General features: G+C 65.6%; 13 protein-coding genes and 1 pseudogene. 11 read left to right on the top strand and 3 right to left on the bottom strand.

Annotation, left to right across the window (positions count from 1 at the left end; genetic code table 11):
- Positions 1–27: 27 nt before the first annotated feature.
- Complete coding sequence (locus ACIBK2_RS06630; RefSeq protein ID WP_396964443.1) at positions 28–603, bottom strand: hypothetical protein; 576 nt, start codon at positions 601–603, stop codon at positions 28–30.
- A gap of 127 nt (positions 604–730) precedes the next feature.
- Here ACIBK2_RS06630 and ACIBK2_RS06635 point away from each other — a divergent pair, with 127 nt between their 5' ends.
- Positions 731–976 (top strand): helix-turn-helix domain-containing protein, encoded by a 246-nt coding sequence (locus tag ACIBK2_RS06635; protein WP_396964445.1) that lies wholly within the window; start codon positions 731–733, stop codon positions 974–976.
- A gap of 144 nt (positions 977–1,120) precedes the next feature.
- Here the strand turns inward: ACIBK2_RS06635 and ACIBK2_RS06640 are convergent, their stop codons facing one another.
- Positions 1,121–1,444, bottom strand: coding sequence for a hypothetical protein (locus tag ACIBK2_RS06640; RefSeq protein ID WP_396964447.1), 324 nt, complete (start codon positions 1,442–1,444; stop codon positions 1,121–1,123).
- A 113-nt stretch (positions 1,445–1,557) separates the two neighbouring features.
- Between ACIBK2_RS06640 and ACIBK2_RS06645 the strand changes: the two genes are divergently transcribed.
- From ACIBK2_RS06645 to ACIBK2_RS06690, 10 genes and pseudogenes are all read left to right on the top strand, one after another.
- A complete protein-coding gene (locus ACIBK2_RS06645) occupies positions 1,558–3,348 on the top strand; it encodes a TniQ family protein (protein WP_396964449.1) in 1,791 nt (596 codons plus the stop codon).
- A gap of 98 nt (positions 3,349–3,446) precedes the next feature.
- Positions 3,447–4,142 (top strand): TnsA-like heteromeric transposase endonuclease subunit, encoded by a 696-nt coding sequence (locus ACIBK2_RS06650; protein WP_396964451.1) that lies wholly within the window; start codon positions 3,447–3,449, stop codon positions 4,140–4,142.
- Positions 4,139–6,313 carry a hypothetical protein gene (locus ACIBK2_RS06655; protein ID WP_396964453.1) on the top strand — a complete coding sequence of 725 codons (2,175 nt, stop codon included), beginning with the start codon at positions 4,139–4,141 and terminating at the stop codon, positions 6,311–6,313. The genes ACIBK2_RS06650 and ACIBK2_RS06655 overlap by 4 nt, the downstream gene beginning before the upstream one ends.
- Positions 6,313–7,437: a TniB family NTP-binding protein gene (locus tag ACIBK2_RS06660; protein WP_396964455.1), complete on the top strand. Its 1,125-nt coding sequence runs from the start codon at positions 6,313–6,315 to the stop codon at positions 7,435–7,437. The genes ACIBK2_RS06655 and ACIBK2_RS06660 overlap by 1 nt, the downstream gene beginning before the upstream one ends.
- Before the next feature lie 353 nt (positions 7,438–7,790).
- A pseudogene (locus ACIBK2_RS06665) lies at positions 7,791–8,087 on the top strand (ATPase); the annotation flags it as partial.
- A 40-nt stretch (positions 8,088–8,127) separates the two neighbouring features.
- Positions 8,128–8,919, top strand: coding sequence for a type II secretion system F family protein (locus tag ACIBK2_RS06670; RefSeq protein WP_396964457.1), 792 nt, complete (start codon positions 8,128–8,130; stop codon positions 8,917–8,919).
- Positions 8,920–9,066: 147 nt separating this feature from the next.
- Complete coding sequence (locus ACIBK2_RS06675; protein ID WP_396965841.1) at positions 9,067–9,684, top strand: type II secretion system F family protein; 618 nt, start codon at positions 9,067–9,069, stop codon at positions 9,682–9,684.
- Between the two features lie 204 nt (positions 9,685–9,888).
- A complete protein-coding gene (locus ACIBK2_RS06680) occupies positions 9,889–10,053 on the top strand; it encodes a DUF4244 domain-containing protein (protein WP_396965843.1) in 165 nt (54 codons plus the stop codon).
- Between the two features lie 35 nt (positions 10,054–10,088).
- Entirely contained in the window at positions 10,089–10,430 is a 342-nt protein-coding gene (locus ACIBK2_RS06685) for a TadE family type IV pilus minor pilin (protein ID WP_396964459.1), read from the top strand.
- Positions 10,431–10,597: 167 nt separating this feature from the next.
- Positions 10,598–10,999, top strand: a complete 402-nt coding sequence (locus ACIBK2_RS06690; protein ID WP_396965845.1) for an Rv3654c family TadE-like protein — start codon at positions 10,598–10,600, stop codon at positions 10,997–10,999.
- A 314-nt stretch (positions 11,000–11,313) separates the two neighbouring features.
- Here ACIBK2_RS06690 and ACIBK2_RS06695 read toward each other — a convergent pair whose 3' ends face one another.
- Positions 11,314–13,686 carry a DEAD/DEAH box helicase gene (locus ACIBK2_RS06695; protein ID WP_396964461.1) on the bottom strand — a complete coding sequence of 791 codons (2,373 nt, stop codon included), beginning with the start codon at positions 13,684–13,686 and terminating at the stop codon, positions 11,314–11,316.
- Between the last annotated feature and the right edge of the window lie 175 nt (positions 13,687–13,861).

The raw sequence follows: 13,861 nt of genomic DNA on the forward strand, positions 1-13,861 counted from the left end.
GCTCGGCTAGCCACTTGTCTCTCATGCTCAGCACGGCAGCAACGGGACCACGACGTTCGCGACCTCGATCGCGCGCAGGTGGGGGGCGACATGGCTTCGCGGATCCAATCGCAGCACCGCGATGCTGAACGAGCCCAGAATCGAGTCGAAGACCAGATTGCAGCGATCGCCGCTCCTGTCCGACACAGGGCTATACCGCAGGCCGAGGCGGCCCGTGACCGTGACCGACACAAACTCGGCTCCGGCTTCTTTACGGATGAAGTCATCGACTGTGTAGACCTGCGACCACACATCGATCGAGTAGGTCCGCGGCTGGTCGCGACCGCCGCACCGTCTGAACCCGTCGATCCGGTCGATGCCGCCGATGTCGGAGCTCAGTGTGGGCGGTTCGACGCCGATCTGCCGCCAAGCATCCTCGCCGATCAGGCAGGGATCCCACAGTGCATCCGTGGCTGTACTGCCAGGGGCTACGGGGGCTGTGATGGCTTCTGGTTTGTCCTGCACGTCGTGCCTCCTATACCGCCAGCCGGGGAACTTGGCGCTCCCGTGGGATCTGGACGCATACGTAGGTTTAACGTGCTCTTTGTATCGCATGCGATACATTCGCGCTACCGTACACACGTCATGGTGTGCAGCGAGGGCGCGGGGTTGGTCAGGTCAGGCGTGCGATGATGCGGCCATGCCGGTGCCGGAAGCCTCGCTGTCTCCACAACAGAGGAGGGTGCGCAAGATGAGGCGGGACGCGGTCGGCGCCGCTATTCGTCGCGCCCGCGAGTCGGTAGGAATGAGCCAGGACGATCTGGCCGAGGCCTCCGGCGTATCGCGACCCGCTCTCGCTCGCATCGAACTGGGAACCAGCAGCGTCCAGATCGACCGGCTGTGGGATCTCGCCGAGGCGTTGTCCACCACGCCATCGGCACTCCTGGCTTACGCCGAGAAGCACCTATCGCCTACGGCAACGACTGGCCGCGGTTGACGTCTGCTGGGGTCTGTGCGGCGGGGTGAGGGCTTCGGATTCGGATGGTGCCGAGCCCCTGTCGGCGCGAAGTGGCTGTTTGTCGGCTGCGTGGAACTGACTTCGAGGTCGGTTGTGCCACAGGGGATTCCGCGCTGACGATCCTCAGTGGGCGCGAATTCGGATCTGCAGGGCCTGGTCAGCGGCGTCGATGATCATCCACCACGGATGATCGCGGACCTGCTCGTAGAACAGGCGCTTGTCGCCCTCGGCGCGGGGCAACTCGCGCAGCATGCCCTGCTGCACGAACGTCGCTAACTCCTTGCGCACGTAGGTCTGCGGGATGCCGATCCCGTCGGAGGCTTGGCGCTGGAAGAACGGCTCGGATTGCGAGCGGACCCAAATGGCCAGCGGCAGTCGCAGGGCACGCCCGAACAGCGCAGCACTGAGCTCCTGCACCGGATCAACGGGCACACCTTCGGACTCCATACCACTCTCATTCTGGTAAGTTCTATAACTATCCTGTTCGATGATGAAACGACGTGTTTGGGGCACGTATGTCGCATCCGGCCGTAGTTTCCCATACCCGCGCTCCAATCCTGGTGAGCGAGGAGACGGGCGTGCGACGCTGCGCCACGATCGCCGTGCTGCCAGGTACCCCACCGCGGCGGCTCTCGCACGTGCTGGTGCCCGCTCCGGGCGAGGCGTGGGTGTCCTGGCTGGATCGGGTCTCCGTCGATCTAGGCCTCCCACCAGGGCTGCTGGTTCTTCAACTGGGAGTGCAGGTTCGGGCGGCGCGCGGTGATGTGCGTCCGGTGTTCTCTGGGTTGGTGCTGACTCCGGCCAGTCGGGCCGCAGTCGTGGCTGCAACCGGCTTGGACGAGTCGGTGCTCATAGGAATGCAGCTGTCGCGCTACGACGGAACCGCCTTGGACCTGTCGGGTCTTGACCTGACTGCGGAGCCGAGCGTGCGGACCGTAGTCCGGCGAGAATGGCTGGTACTGCACGGCAGTAGGGCCTGTCCGAAATGCCTTGCGGAATCACCGGTCTGGCCGACTTGGTGGCGGCTGGGGATCGCCGCGGTCTGCCCTGAGCATCGCGTCTTGCTTGTGGCCTCCTGCCCGCAGTGCGGCATTGGATTGCGCCGCGGCTACCGCGGCAGTAATCCGCGGGGGCTCTCGCGGGTGGTGGTACCCGATCCATGGTTGTGCGGCAATCATGTTCGTGGCGGACATTGCCGTCAGCCTGTCGCGCAGATCGGCACTATCGCGGCATCTGATCGATTGATCGCGGTGCAGCGAACAGCACTGGCCGCTGCTGAAGGCGCACCTGTCACGATCGCGGGCACCTCGGTTCTACCTGCCGAATGGTTCACAGCGGTGAAGCTGCTAGCAGCGATGATCCGGTTCTCCGACTGTGCCTTGTGTCCTTCGCCGCGAAGAGCCGATGAAACCGAGAAACGGTGCTCGGAGGCGCTGGCCACCCAATATCGGCAGCGCCGCGAGAACGGCGCACGCCGGCCGGGTGATCTACGCGCGATGCCCGATACCCCGGAGATCACGGCAGGGTTGTTGGCTGCCGCTCAAACAGTCCTTGGTGCGGCCGACGCGAATGCATGTGCCGACGCGGTCAGTGAACTTGCCGTCGCCACCGACCGTAAACGCCGACAGTTGCGCGGGCACAACCCTTTTCGTGTGATGGAGGTACCCGCACCATTGGCCGTTGTGCTGGCCCGTTTCACCAGGCCCGCGTCACGTGTCGCCGGAGCTGTACCACCCAAGGCCGGCGACCTGGCAATCACCGCTCGCAACGTGCCGCAGTTGCTGGATGTGGAGGACTATCGCGACCTGATTGGTAGTTATCTACCGGGTACCGCTGAGCCGACCGGACGGCGGCTCGCGGCACTGGCAGTGGCGCGGGTGCTCGGTGCCCACAGTTGGCCGCACGCCGCCCGACAGCTCGACATGGATCCGCGTAAAGCGGCGCGTGCCGCCGATGTGGTGGTCTGCCGCATCGGCGATGTGAATGGATTCTGGACCTCGATAGATCGGGCGGCGGCTCGCCTCGACGCACGCGAGCCTGTCGACTACGCCAGTCGGCGTCAACGACTCAAGCACCTGGACGCGGTCCCGTATGAGGTGTTGCGTGCTACCAGCGGCGGGCGCAGGTTTCCCGTCACGCCAGAGCGCCGTCGCCACGGCGCGGCATGGATATGGAGCCGATTCACCGGCGGCGACGTCCGTGACGCTCCCGCGTATCAGCAGTCGTGGGATGCCACCGACGAATCCGTACGCGAAGGTGCACGCCGCTTCGCTCACCAGCTCCCGGGCCCGGTTGCTGAGGCTCTGATCGCCTGGACCACAACAGATTTGCTTGGCGAGGCATCCGCGTGACGGGTCGGGTGAGGCTGCCCCAATGGCATACCCTTGGCAGCGGTCCACGGGTCGCGGTGCACTACCGAGAAGCGGACGGCACCGAACAGCTCGAGCCCATGTCTGCCATCGGAGACGTGCGGTTCGAGGACTGCCTGCCTGCCCGGGTGATCCCGCATCGTATCGGCCAAACCCATACTCCCGGCGACTACTGGTCAGCAACTACCGGCACCCTCGTCGGGTACGAGAGTTGGCTGGAATCGAAGTGGATGACCCTGCTCGACTTCGATCCGGATGTGGTCGCATTCGCTGGACAGCCGCTGACCTTCCACGGCATCGACACCGACGGCACCTGGATCCACACACCCGACATCTTCGCCCGCCACGACGACGGGGCCGTCCTACTTCTCGACGTCAAAAATCCCGACGCCGTCACCGACCTCGACGTTATCCAGCAGGCCGATCGCACCCGCCGGACCTGTGACCAATTGGGCTGGGACTACGGAGTATTCACCGAACCAGACCGGCAACTGTGGGCGACAGCGTCGTGGCTGGCAGGGTTCCGCAGGCCCCCGCTGGCCGGGCATGAATACCTGCCTCGGCTGCTGAGCCTGGCTCAACGACCGGTCCGATTCGGTGATCTGTGCTCGTTCTGCGAGATCCCTGAGCTGGCGCGGCCCGTGCTGTTCCATCTGTGCTGGCGCCAGGAAATCGTTTTCGACCTCACCAGCCCCTTACAGGAAACCACGATCCTGCACGCCCGCAACGACTCTCACGCCTACCACGTCACCCCGCAACCCGGAGAACCCCGATGAGCCTTCCCCCAAAGCTCGCCCTACATCAGTGGATAGAATTCGAAGACGAGCCGCATCAGGTCGTCGGCTTCGCCGAATCGGCCGTCCGGTTGCAGTCACGCAGCGGTCACGCCCAACTCATCGTTGTCGGTGCACTGTTGGCCGACCCGAGCTTCCGGCACACTCCTCGTCCCGATGAGATCACCGACCCGCCCAACGCCGAAACCGACAACACCGCAAACGATCTGGTGCGAACAGGGTGGGACAACGGAGCTGTGTGGGATGATCTGCCTGAACCCGACCGCGACAGGGTCTACGAGCTCGAAGCGCATTTGCTCGAAGCCACCACCGGATACCGCAGCGGCACACCCGAGCAAGTACAACCCGGCGAACCGCGCGAGCAGTACCATCCCTCGCTGCCGGTCAAGCAGCGCATGATCACCAAGGCAGCCGAAATCGGATACACCGACCGGCGCCTGTTCCAACTGCTGGCACGCTACCGCGAGCATGGTGTGGCAGAACTGGTCGACAAGCGAAAAATCAAGGGCACCAACCCTTTAGCCCGCATCGACCACCGCATCGTCCGAGCCGTCCGGGAACAAGCATCCTTCGAAGAATCCGAATCCACCGGCACCATCAACCGTTTCAAACGGCGCGTGCAGAACCGCCTGAACAACACCCACGGCCCGGGTGTTGTCGAACTTCCATCGGAGTCGACCTTCCGCCGAGCCGTCACATTATTGCTGCCAGGCCGCTACACATTCGGCCTGGCCAAGACTCGCCAGACCACCGCGAACAAACCCGACCGCAGCTACGGCCACGTCATCGCTCACCGGCCCGGCGAGATCGTCATGATCGACACCAGCTGGCTCGACGTCATCGCTTACGATCCGATCACCGACGAAACCTTTACTTGCGAGATCACCGTCGCCATCGACCTCTACTCGCGGTCGCTGCTGGCGTGGCGGATTACCCCGTTGGGCACCAAGGGAATTGACATCGGGTTGCTCGTGGCCGATGCGATGACGCCGGAGCCGATGCGGTCCGGATGGCCGGAAACCTTGCGTTACTCGATGATGTGGATTCCGCACGAGCGGCTACTGAACATCGATGAACGTCTTGCTGCAGCCGCTTCGCGGCCCGTGATCTATCCCGAGACGATCCTGGTCGACCAGGGCATGCCATACAAGTCCGATGTGGTGCGCCGTGCCTGCACCTCACTGGGGATCAGCTATCCACTCGCCCGCAAGGGCAGACCCACCGACAAACCCGAAGTCGAAGCGGTGTTCAACACCATCCGTTCTCAGTTCAGCGAGCATGTGGCCGGATACAAGGGTTCAGACGTCGCTCGCCGCGGACGTGATCCGCAAGCACAGGCTCGCTGGACCGTTCCCGAACTCGAAGAGTTCTTTGCCGAATACGTCGTTGCCGTCTACCAGCGTCGCTGGCACAAGGGGCTCACGGTCCCCGGCTACCCATCGGAGAGACTCTCGCCCAACCAAGCCTACGGGTTTGGCGTCCGGCTCACCGGCTATGTCACTTGTCCCACCGACCCAACCTTGTATTTCCAGCTCATGCCGATCGCCTGGCGCAAGATCACCGATGCTGGGGTACAGATCGAAAACCTCATCTACAAAGACGCCAAGGAGAACCCGGAAGAGGTGCTCTTCGACCTCCGGCACTCCACCTCCCCCTATCCGAACGCGGGCGGCAAGTGGCCGATCCGCTACGACCCACGCAACCTGCTGCACGCCTACTTCCACGACCCGTTCAAGGATCGATGGGTTTTGCTGCGCTGGACACACGCCCTCGACGAGCACCTGCCGTTCACCGACAACACCCTGCGTGAAGTTGTCAAGCTCATCGGCGCCCGCAGCGAACGCCAACTCGACCAAGCCGAAGTCGCTGCAGCACTCATCGACTTGCAAAACCGTACTGATGCCCCCGAATCGTGGACCACCACCGATCGGCGCCGTGCCGCTCGCGACGCCGAACGAGCCCGCGCCGCGTCACGCGATCATCACCGAGCGCTGGCAGCCGCCGCCGGCACCCCAGCACAGCGGAAGGTGCCTGCCCTGCATGTAGTCGCTGCCCCCGACCTCGACTCCGACATCACCGACCTCGACGACGTCGATCTGTCCCACATCGTTGCCGGCGAGGTCTGGCGCCCTGGATCGGACCAGGAGTACTGATGCACCCGATGTTCGCCGAGCCTCACAACAAGGAAGAGTGGCGCCGGTACATCGATGCCGCACCACCGGAACCGCCGAACATGCTCTCCTACAACGAGTATCAGGAGATGTCGGAGTCAGACCGCTGGCAGTTCAACAACTCCCGCGCTGCGTATCACAGTGCTCTCGTGCTCGTACGCACCCCCGACGTCAAAAGACTGCACTACGAACTCGACCGCCGACTCGAAGTCAACCGATATCAACCAGCCGGGGCGCGGCGCGGAAAAGTCATCGATGGACCCGCCACCATGGGCAAGTCGACACTGATCAAGTGGTTCGCCGCCGACTACGAACGCAAACTGCGCAAGTTCGCGCCCGAACGGTTCGTCACCGACGAAGGTCGAGAATACGTCCGCGACTACATCCCCATCGTCTATGTCAGCATCGGCTCCGAAGCCACACCCAAGGACCTGTCCATCGCCATCGCCAACTTCCTGATGGTGCCCTTTAAATCCAGTGCTACGAAGACAGCGATCACCGACCAAGTGGTCAAAGCGATGCGCATCTGCGGGACCGAGCTGGTCATCTTCGACGAATTCCACCACCTCGATGTCACGCTCAAGGAAGGCAAGGTCGCCAACGACCACCTCAAGCACCTAGCCAACTACACCGCCGCGACCTTCGTCTACCTCGGCAGCAACCTCAAGACCTCGGCGCTATTCCTGGAAGGCCGAGCTCGCGACCGGGCCACCCAAACCGCCGCACGCAACGACCTGCACACCATGAGTCTCTACAAGATCAACACACAAGACCAGATCGAGGAGTGGGCCAAAATCATAGCCACCCTGGAGGATTCACTGCTTCTGTTCAAACATGAGCCCTACAGCCTGGCGCGTCGGCACTGGCGCTATCTGCACAACCGTACGGGCGGAAGCATCGCCAGCTTGTCACACCTCATCCGTGAATCCGCCAGCGAAGCCATCCGCAGTGGCATCGAGGCCATCACCGTGCCAGTGATGGACCAGATCTCTATCGACCAGCGAGGAAACGAACACGCGGCTGAGGCCCGCAAACGGCGGCGCAAGCAAGCCGTGTCTAAAACGACTGTGCATCAGCCTGTTTCGTCGACGACAACTTCCGCCTAATCCTGAAGGGTGTTGTCGAGCAGATCGCGACTGAGGAGAACGACACGGAGGCGGTCTACGTGGTTCGCCCGCGCCACGGTCTCTCTATGCAACAAGCGGAGAGCGCGGAGGCGAATTTCCGCCGTCGCCAACGCTTCTGACGATCAGCCTTCCGGTGTTCCGCGGCCACGACTGGTGTGGCCTACCACATACACCTACAGTTGGCGGTCGTTGGAACCCGTTCAGCGGGCGACATTCCCGCGCCAGATTGGTGAAATCTAGCCTGACGTAAACCTACGAATTTGCCCAAGCTCGCAGATTTCACCGTGCAGGTCAACGCGCCTGTCAAGTGAAATCTGCGGTGGCAACTCACAGGCGGCGCCGGAACAGTTCACGCGAACTCGCCACAGGAAGTACCCGCGCGCCTGGAAGCCCTTGCGGCCCTTGGTGGAATGGATCGCGCGGCCCTGCACAGTCAACTCGCAGCCGCCGTTCAGATCGTTCTGCACGTGCACCGCCGACCGGATGGTTCCCGTGGACTGCGCGAGATCGGCCTGGTCCACCGCAACGCCGACGGTCGCGTCCACATCGCCCCCGCCTGGCACGAATCCGCCCCGGCCCCCGCCTTCGACGACCTGGCCCGGCTCCTCGACGAGAGGCTCGACCGATGAGTGCCGAACGGCCGGGCGCAGCACCGAACTGGGCCAGCCGGTGACCGTCGCGTTGACGTGTCTCGCGCTGGCACTGCTCACGGTGCCGCCTTCGACTTCGCGTCGTCGATTCGACGGTCTGTTCGCGGAGCCGATCGAGGCTGGAAAAGTGCGGCGCGACACGGTACTTCGAGTCATTGCCTGCGGCGGGGTCGTGGCTGTGCTGGTGTTCGGGATCGGTCCGTTCCTTGCAGCGGCAATGGTGGTGGGGACAGTGGGATTCCGGGTTCGTCGAGCGGGTCGGGATCGGCGCAGGAGCGCCGAATGTGCCCATCTGCTGGACGCATTGGAGGCGGTGATCGGCGAGCTGCGAGTCGGCGCGCATCCGAGCGCCGCCGCCGAGGTCGCGGCAAACGAGGCACGGGGCGAATCCGCCAAAGCTTTCGCCGTGAGCGCCGGGCGCAGCAGGCTGGGCGGTTCCGCCGCCGATGGACTACGGCATCCGGACTCCATCGTGGCCGGCGAGCTGTCCCGCATCGCCGACGCATGGCAGGTGGCCGAGCGGCACGGACTCGCGCTCGCCGAGTTGCTGTCCGCCGCACGCACAGACCTGGTGGGCCGCATCCGTTTTCACGGCCGCACCACCGCCGCCCTCGCCGGTGCCCGCGCGACCGCCACCGTCCTGGCCGCCTTACCCCTGCTCGGCATCGGTCTCGGCCAACTGATGGGCGCCGCGCCGTTGCACGTCCTCTTCGCGTCATCGGCGGGCACAGTCGTGCTGCCACTGGGTGCCGCCCTCGCCTGCGCGGGCTTGCTGTGGACCGATGTCATCACCCGAAAGGTGCTCGTATGAAGCAAGTCAATTACGGCCTGGGCGCACAAACCATTGCGCGGCAAACGAATTCGTCACTAACTGCTGACTCGGCTTCGCCTTTCACGACTTACCTTGCGGTAGAGGAATATTCGTCTGACAACGTGCGTGGGGAGGCTCTGGGTGGAGCTGTCGGTAGGTTGTCCGGCACTGCCGACGTTGCTGCTTGCGGCCGCTTTGATCGTCTTGCCGGGCCGGGTCGCGGTGAGCCGTCGCCTGCGGGCCTTTCGGCCGCCGGAGGTCACGCAAGCCGCCGCCCCTGCGTCCGAGCAGAAGCTGGACCCGCTCGCATCGGCCTCAGTGTTCGACCTGCTGGCGGCGTGTCTGCGAGCAGGACTGCCGATGGTGGGCGCGGCCAGGGCGGTGGCGCCCGGCGCACCGGAACCGTTGGGGGAGGCGCTGCGCCGAGCCGCGGATCTGCTCGCACTCGGCGCCGATGCCGCGACGGCGTGGGAGCGCGCGGCGGCGGACGGAGCCGGGCGCGCGGGTGCCGAGGAGGTCGAGTCCCTGGCGCGGATGGCGCGACGGTCGGCGCGGTCGGGCGCCTCGATGGCGGTCGCCGTCGGCGAGTTGGCCGAACAACGCCGGGCTGCGGTCGAGGATGCCGCTGCGGCCCGAGCCGAGCGAGCCGGAGTATTGATCGGCGGCCCACTCGGACTCTGCTTCCTACCTGCCTTCGTCTGCCTCGGCATCGTCCCGGTGGTGATCGGACTGGCCGGCCGGGTGCTCGGCGGCGGACTGCTGTGAGTGAGCGTCCACGTGGCGGGGTCGTGCGCGAGCGGGTCACGGCCGGACCCGTGCCCGCGAGGACCGCACGGCCCATCGGAACACGCCCGCGCGGATCGGCCGCGCGGGGTGAGGTGAGAGGGGAATCAGGTGCGGATCGAGCGAATGACGAGCCACGCGAGCCACGGCTCGAGGGCTGTATATACGGAGCTGCGTTTGCGAATCATGCACGCGGTGGTCGCCGACGACGGGATGAGCACGGCGGAGTACGCGATCGGCACGATCGCCGCCGCGGCGTTCGGTGCGGTGCTGTACGGGGTGGTGACCGGCGACAGCATTGTGAACGCGCTGACGAAGATCATCGATCGGGCCCTCAACACCGCCGTGTAGAAACATCGCCGTATGGGGTAAAGCCTTGTGGTGCAATGTCTCTCGGCGATGATCGTGGTTCGGTGACGGTCGAGGCGGCGATCGCTCTCGCTACCCTCGTCGTCGCGATGGTGCTGTGTATCGGAGCTTTGCTGGCGGCGTCGACACAGGTGCGCTGTGTCGACGCCGCCCGCGAGGCGGCCCGCCTGTCCGCCCGCGGCGACGAAGCCAACGCGATCTCAGCGGCCCGCCGCGTCGCACCCCCAACCGCGGACATCTCGATACAGCGCGAGGGCAGCCAGGTAATCGCCCGAGTCACCGCCCGAACACCACTCCTACCCCTGCTGACCCTCCACGCAGACGCCGTCGCGTCACGCGAGCCAGGGATAACACCGTGAGCGTCTGTCGGCGGGAACCGAAGGCACAGCGCGTCAGCGCGCGAGGGGCCGCGTGTCGGCGAGGTGCAATCGTGAGCGCCTTGGCGCGCTTGTGTCATCGATCGCCGCCCGCCCGGCAGCGCGTGGTCAGCGGCGCTGTTCGGGTGTGGGCTGCGTGTTTTCGGCCGTTGTCTGGGCATCGTTGGCCGGATCATGGTGGCCGGGCGGGTGCGCTTGCGCGGCTTCGGGGTGACGCCGGAGCGGCGACGGTGTTTGCGTGTCTTGCGTTGGCTGGGCTTATCGCCGGGACGCTGATGGTCGGGCAGGTGGGTGTGGTGGTTGTCACTCGGCATCGGGCGCAGGCGGCGGCGGATTTGGCGGCGCTCGCGGCGGCCGGGGCATTGGCCGAAGGAGGCGATGCGGGGTGTGCCGAGGCGGGTGCGGTTGCGCGGCGGATGGCGGTGCGGATGGAAGCGTGTGAAGTCGCGGAGTGGGACGCAACTGTGATTGTTAACAGGAATGTACCAATGGGTCTGTTAGGAGTACGCATGGTGCGCGCTGTCGCACGGGCCGGACCGGTAGAAGACTGAGAGAAACCTAAGTGCGGACGCGCACTCCCGGCGTTGTCCCGAGTGGCGGAAATTGGCAATTGCCCTGGCCAAATAATTTCAGACGGCACAATTGTCCGCAGGTATGCGGATAAAGAATCGAATGAATGCGCATGTACGCAGGCGACGATGTGGCAATAGCGCAGTTAACCTGAATACATTCCTCTTTATTCGGCTACCCTGCCCGGACCGCGGTCCGGCAACGGTGGCGACCGCCTGCGCCGGTGATCGCGCAGGTCAGGTCGCTATTCGAGCACGCGCCGAGCTCGGCACCGTCACGGACCGGGCTCGGCCCGTCACCTGACCGACAGCTCGGCCAGCACCGCGGTGAGTAATCGTGCGGCGCAGGCCTTGTCGAGCGGATGGTTCCCGTTTCCGCACTTGGGTGACTGTACGCAGGACGGACAGCCCGCTGCGCAGGCGCAGGACTCGATGACGGCGAGGGTCGCCGAGAGCCAGCGCTGCAGCTGGGCGAACCCGCGCTCGGCGAAGCCCGCCCCGCCCGGTTGGCCGTCGTAGACGAATACCGTCGGCAGCCCGGTATCCGGGTGCTCGGCGGTGGAGACCCCGCCGATATCCCACCGGTCACAGGTCGCCACCAGCGGCAACAGCCCGATCGCCGCGTGCTCGGCGGCATGCAGCGCGCCCGGCACGTCCGCCGCGTCGATGCCGGCCAGCGCCAACAACTCCGGGCTGACCGTGTACAGCACCGCCCTGGTCGGCAGCGTGTGCTCGGGCATGTCGAGTTCGACCAGGTCGAGCACCTCGCCGGTGACCAGGGTCCGCAAGTAGCCGACCACCTGACTGGTCACCCTGACCTGCGCCAATGCGGTCGTCACGTGGCCGTGGCGACGCTGGTCGGTCATCGCGTCGATGGCGATCGAGGTGACCGACCGAGCGCTGGTGGTCCACCCGGGCTCGGCGCCGTGCACGAACGCGACACCGTCCTCGAGGTCCAGCTCGTCGACCACATAGGTATCGCCTTGATGCAGGTGAACGGCGCCCTGATGCAGCGTCGCGGGCGCCCGCCCGGCATCGGCCGTGCCGAGCAATCTGCCGGTCTCCCCGTCCACGATGGCCACCGGCGTGCCGATCCCACCGCGGACATCGACGGCGTCGTGCGGCTGCGTTTCCGCCGTGACGTACCAGCGCCCGCGCTCCTCGTCGCCCGCGGCCACGCGCCGCCTGATCAGCCCCTTCTCGGCCAGGCCGGTGAGCACCTCGCGAGCGCCGAGCTCGTCCACCTCGACATCGGTGAGCGGCAGTTCCAACGCGGCGCAGAGCAATTGCGGACCCAGTACATAAGGGTTGCGCGGATCGGTGATGGTGGCCTCGACGGGCTTGTCCAGCAGCGCTTCCGGATGGTGCACAAGGTAGGTGTCCAGCGGATCGTCCCTGGCCACCAGCAGTACCAACGACCCCTGGGTGCGCCGCCCCGCCCGACCGGCCTGCTGCCAGAACGACGCGACCGTGCCGGGAAAACCGCAGATCACCACGGCATCGAGCCCGGCGATATCGACCCCGAGCTCGAGCGCGTTGGTGGTCGCCGCGCCGAGCAGCGAACCGTCCGAGAGCGCCGTCTCCAGCTCGCGCCGATCCTCGGCCAGGTACCCGGCCCGATAGGCGGCAACGCGCTCGGCAAGGCTCGGATCGATCTCGCTGAGCAGCCGCCGCGCGTCCATCGCGGTGAGCTCGGCGGCCCGCCGCGACCGCACGAAGGTCAGTGTCCGCGCGCCCTCGACCACCAGGTCGGCCATGATCCGCGCGGCCTCCGTGGTGGCCGCCCGCCGGACCGGTGCGCCGTTTTCGCCGGTCACCGTGGTGAGCAGGGGCGGCTCCCACAATGCGACGGTGCGTGGCCCCTGCGGCGATCCGTCCTCGGTGACCGCGACACATGGTGCCCCGATCAGCCGGGACGCGGCGGCCGCGGGCTCCGCCGTGGTGGCCGAACACAGCACGAACACCGGGTCGGCGCCATAACGCGCGGCGATCCGGCGCAGCCTGCGCAGCACCAGCGCCACGTGCGAACCGAAAACGCCGCGATAGGCGTGGCATTCGTCGACGACGATGTAGCGCAGCCTGCGCAGCACCCGTGCCCAGCGCTGATGCGAGCGCAGGATGCCGAGATGCAGCATGTCGGGGTTGGTGAAAACCCAGCGTGCGTTCGCCCGTACCCACTGCCTGATCTCGGCGGGCGTATCGCCGTCATAGGTCGCCGGATGAATATCGCGCAGTGGTCCCTCGTGGGTCAGTGCGCCGACCGCACGCAGCTGATCGGCGCCGAGTGCTTTGGTAGGTGACAGATAAATAGCGGTGGCACGTGGGTCTTCGCGCAGCGCGGTCAATACCGGCAGCTGATATCCCATCGACTTACCGGACGCGGTGCCGGTGCTGACCACGACGTTGGCGCCGCCGAAGGCGAGGTCGGCGGTGCGGGTCTGATGACTCCAGGGCGCGGCCACCCCGGTGTCCTGTAATGCCGAGATCACCTCTGGCGATGTCCAATCGGGCCAGGTGGTGACCTCGGCGGCGCGTGCCGGTAGCTCGACGACATGGGTTAGCCGAGGGTCGTCAGCGGGTGCGCCGGCTAGGACACGATTCAGCAACGATGTCCCGTAGCTGAGGTCGTTAGGGAGTGCCGCACGGGCGGTCGAGTTCGTCGGATTCATGCGGCGCGCGCCGCGACACGCTGAGAAAGTGTGAAACGTGCGCGGTTAGGAAGCCCTACCTGCCAATTCGATACCAAATAGCGACCTGGGTCACAGGCTGTTTGCCATACGCCCACTCGGTTATCGGGAGGCAAACGAACCTCAAGTCCGGATTCTGGCATTGTGTCCCTCACCT

The organism is Nocardia sp. NPDC050175, assembly GCF_044459885.1.
In the GTDB taxonomy this organism is placed as follows: Bacteria; Actinomycetota; Actinomycetes; order Mycobacteriales; family Mycobacteriaceae; genus Nocardia.

What these genes read in the sequence shown, in the direction of transcription:
- ACIBK2_RS06630 (WP_396964443.1), bottom strand. Translation starts at nt 603, where the DNA reads ATGTATCGCATGCGATACAAAGAGCACGTTAAACCTACGTATGCGTCC.
- ACIBK2_RS06635 (WP_396964445.1), top strand. Translation starts at nt 731, where the DNA reads ATGAGGCGGGACGCGGTCGGCGCCGCTATTCGTCGCGCCCGCGAGTCG.
- ACIBK2_RS06640 (WP_396964447.1), bottom strand. Translation starts at nt 1,444, where the DNA reads ATGGAGTCCGAAGGTGTGCCCGTTGATCCGGTGCAGGAGCTCAGTGCT.
- ACIBK2_RS06650 (WP_396964451.1), top strand. Translation starts at nt 3,447, where the DNA reads ATGTCTGCCATCGGAGACGTGCGGTTCGAGGACTGCCTGCCTGCCCGG.
- ACIBK2_RS06655 (WP_396964453.1), top strand. Translation starts at nt 4,139, where the DNA reads ATGAGCCTTCCCCCAAAGCTCGCCCTACATCAGTGGATAGAATTCGAA.
- ACIBK2_RS06660 (WP_396964455.1), top strand. Translation starts at nt 6,313, where the DNA reads ATGCACCCGATGTTCGCCGAGCCTCACAACAAGGAAGAGTGGCGCCGG.
- ACIBK2_RS06680 (WP_396965843.1), top strand. Translation starts at nt 9,889, where the DNA reads ATGCACGCGGTGGTCGCCGACGACGGGATGAGCACGGCGGAGTACGCG.
- ACIBK2_RS06685 (WP_396964459.1), top strand. Translation starts at nt 10,089, where the DNA reads ATGTCTCTCGGCGATGATCGTGGTTCGGTGACGGTCGAGGCGGCGATC.
- ACIBK2_RS06695 (WP_396964461.1), bottom strand. Translation starts at nt 13,686, where the DNA reads ATGAATCCGACGAACTCGACCGCCCGTGCGGCACTCCCTAACGACCTC.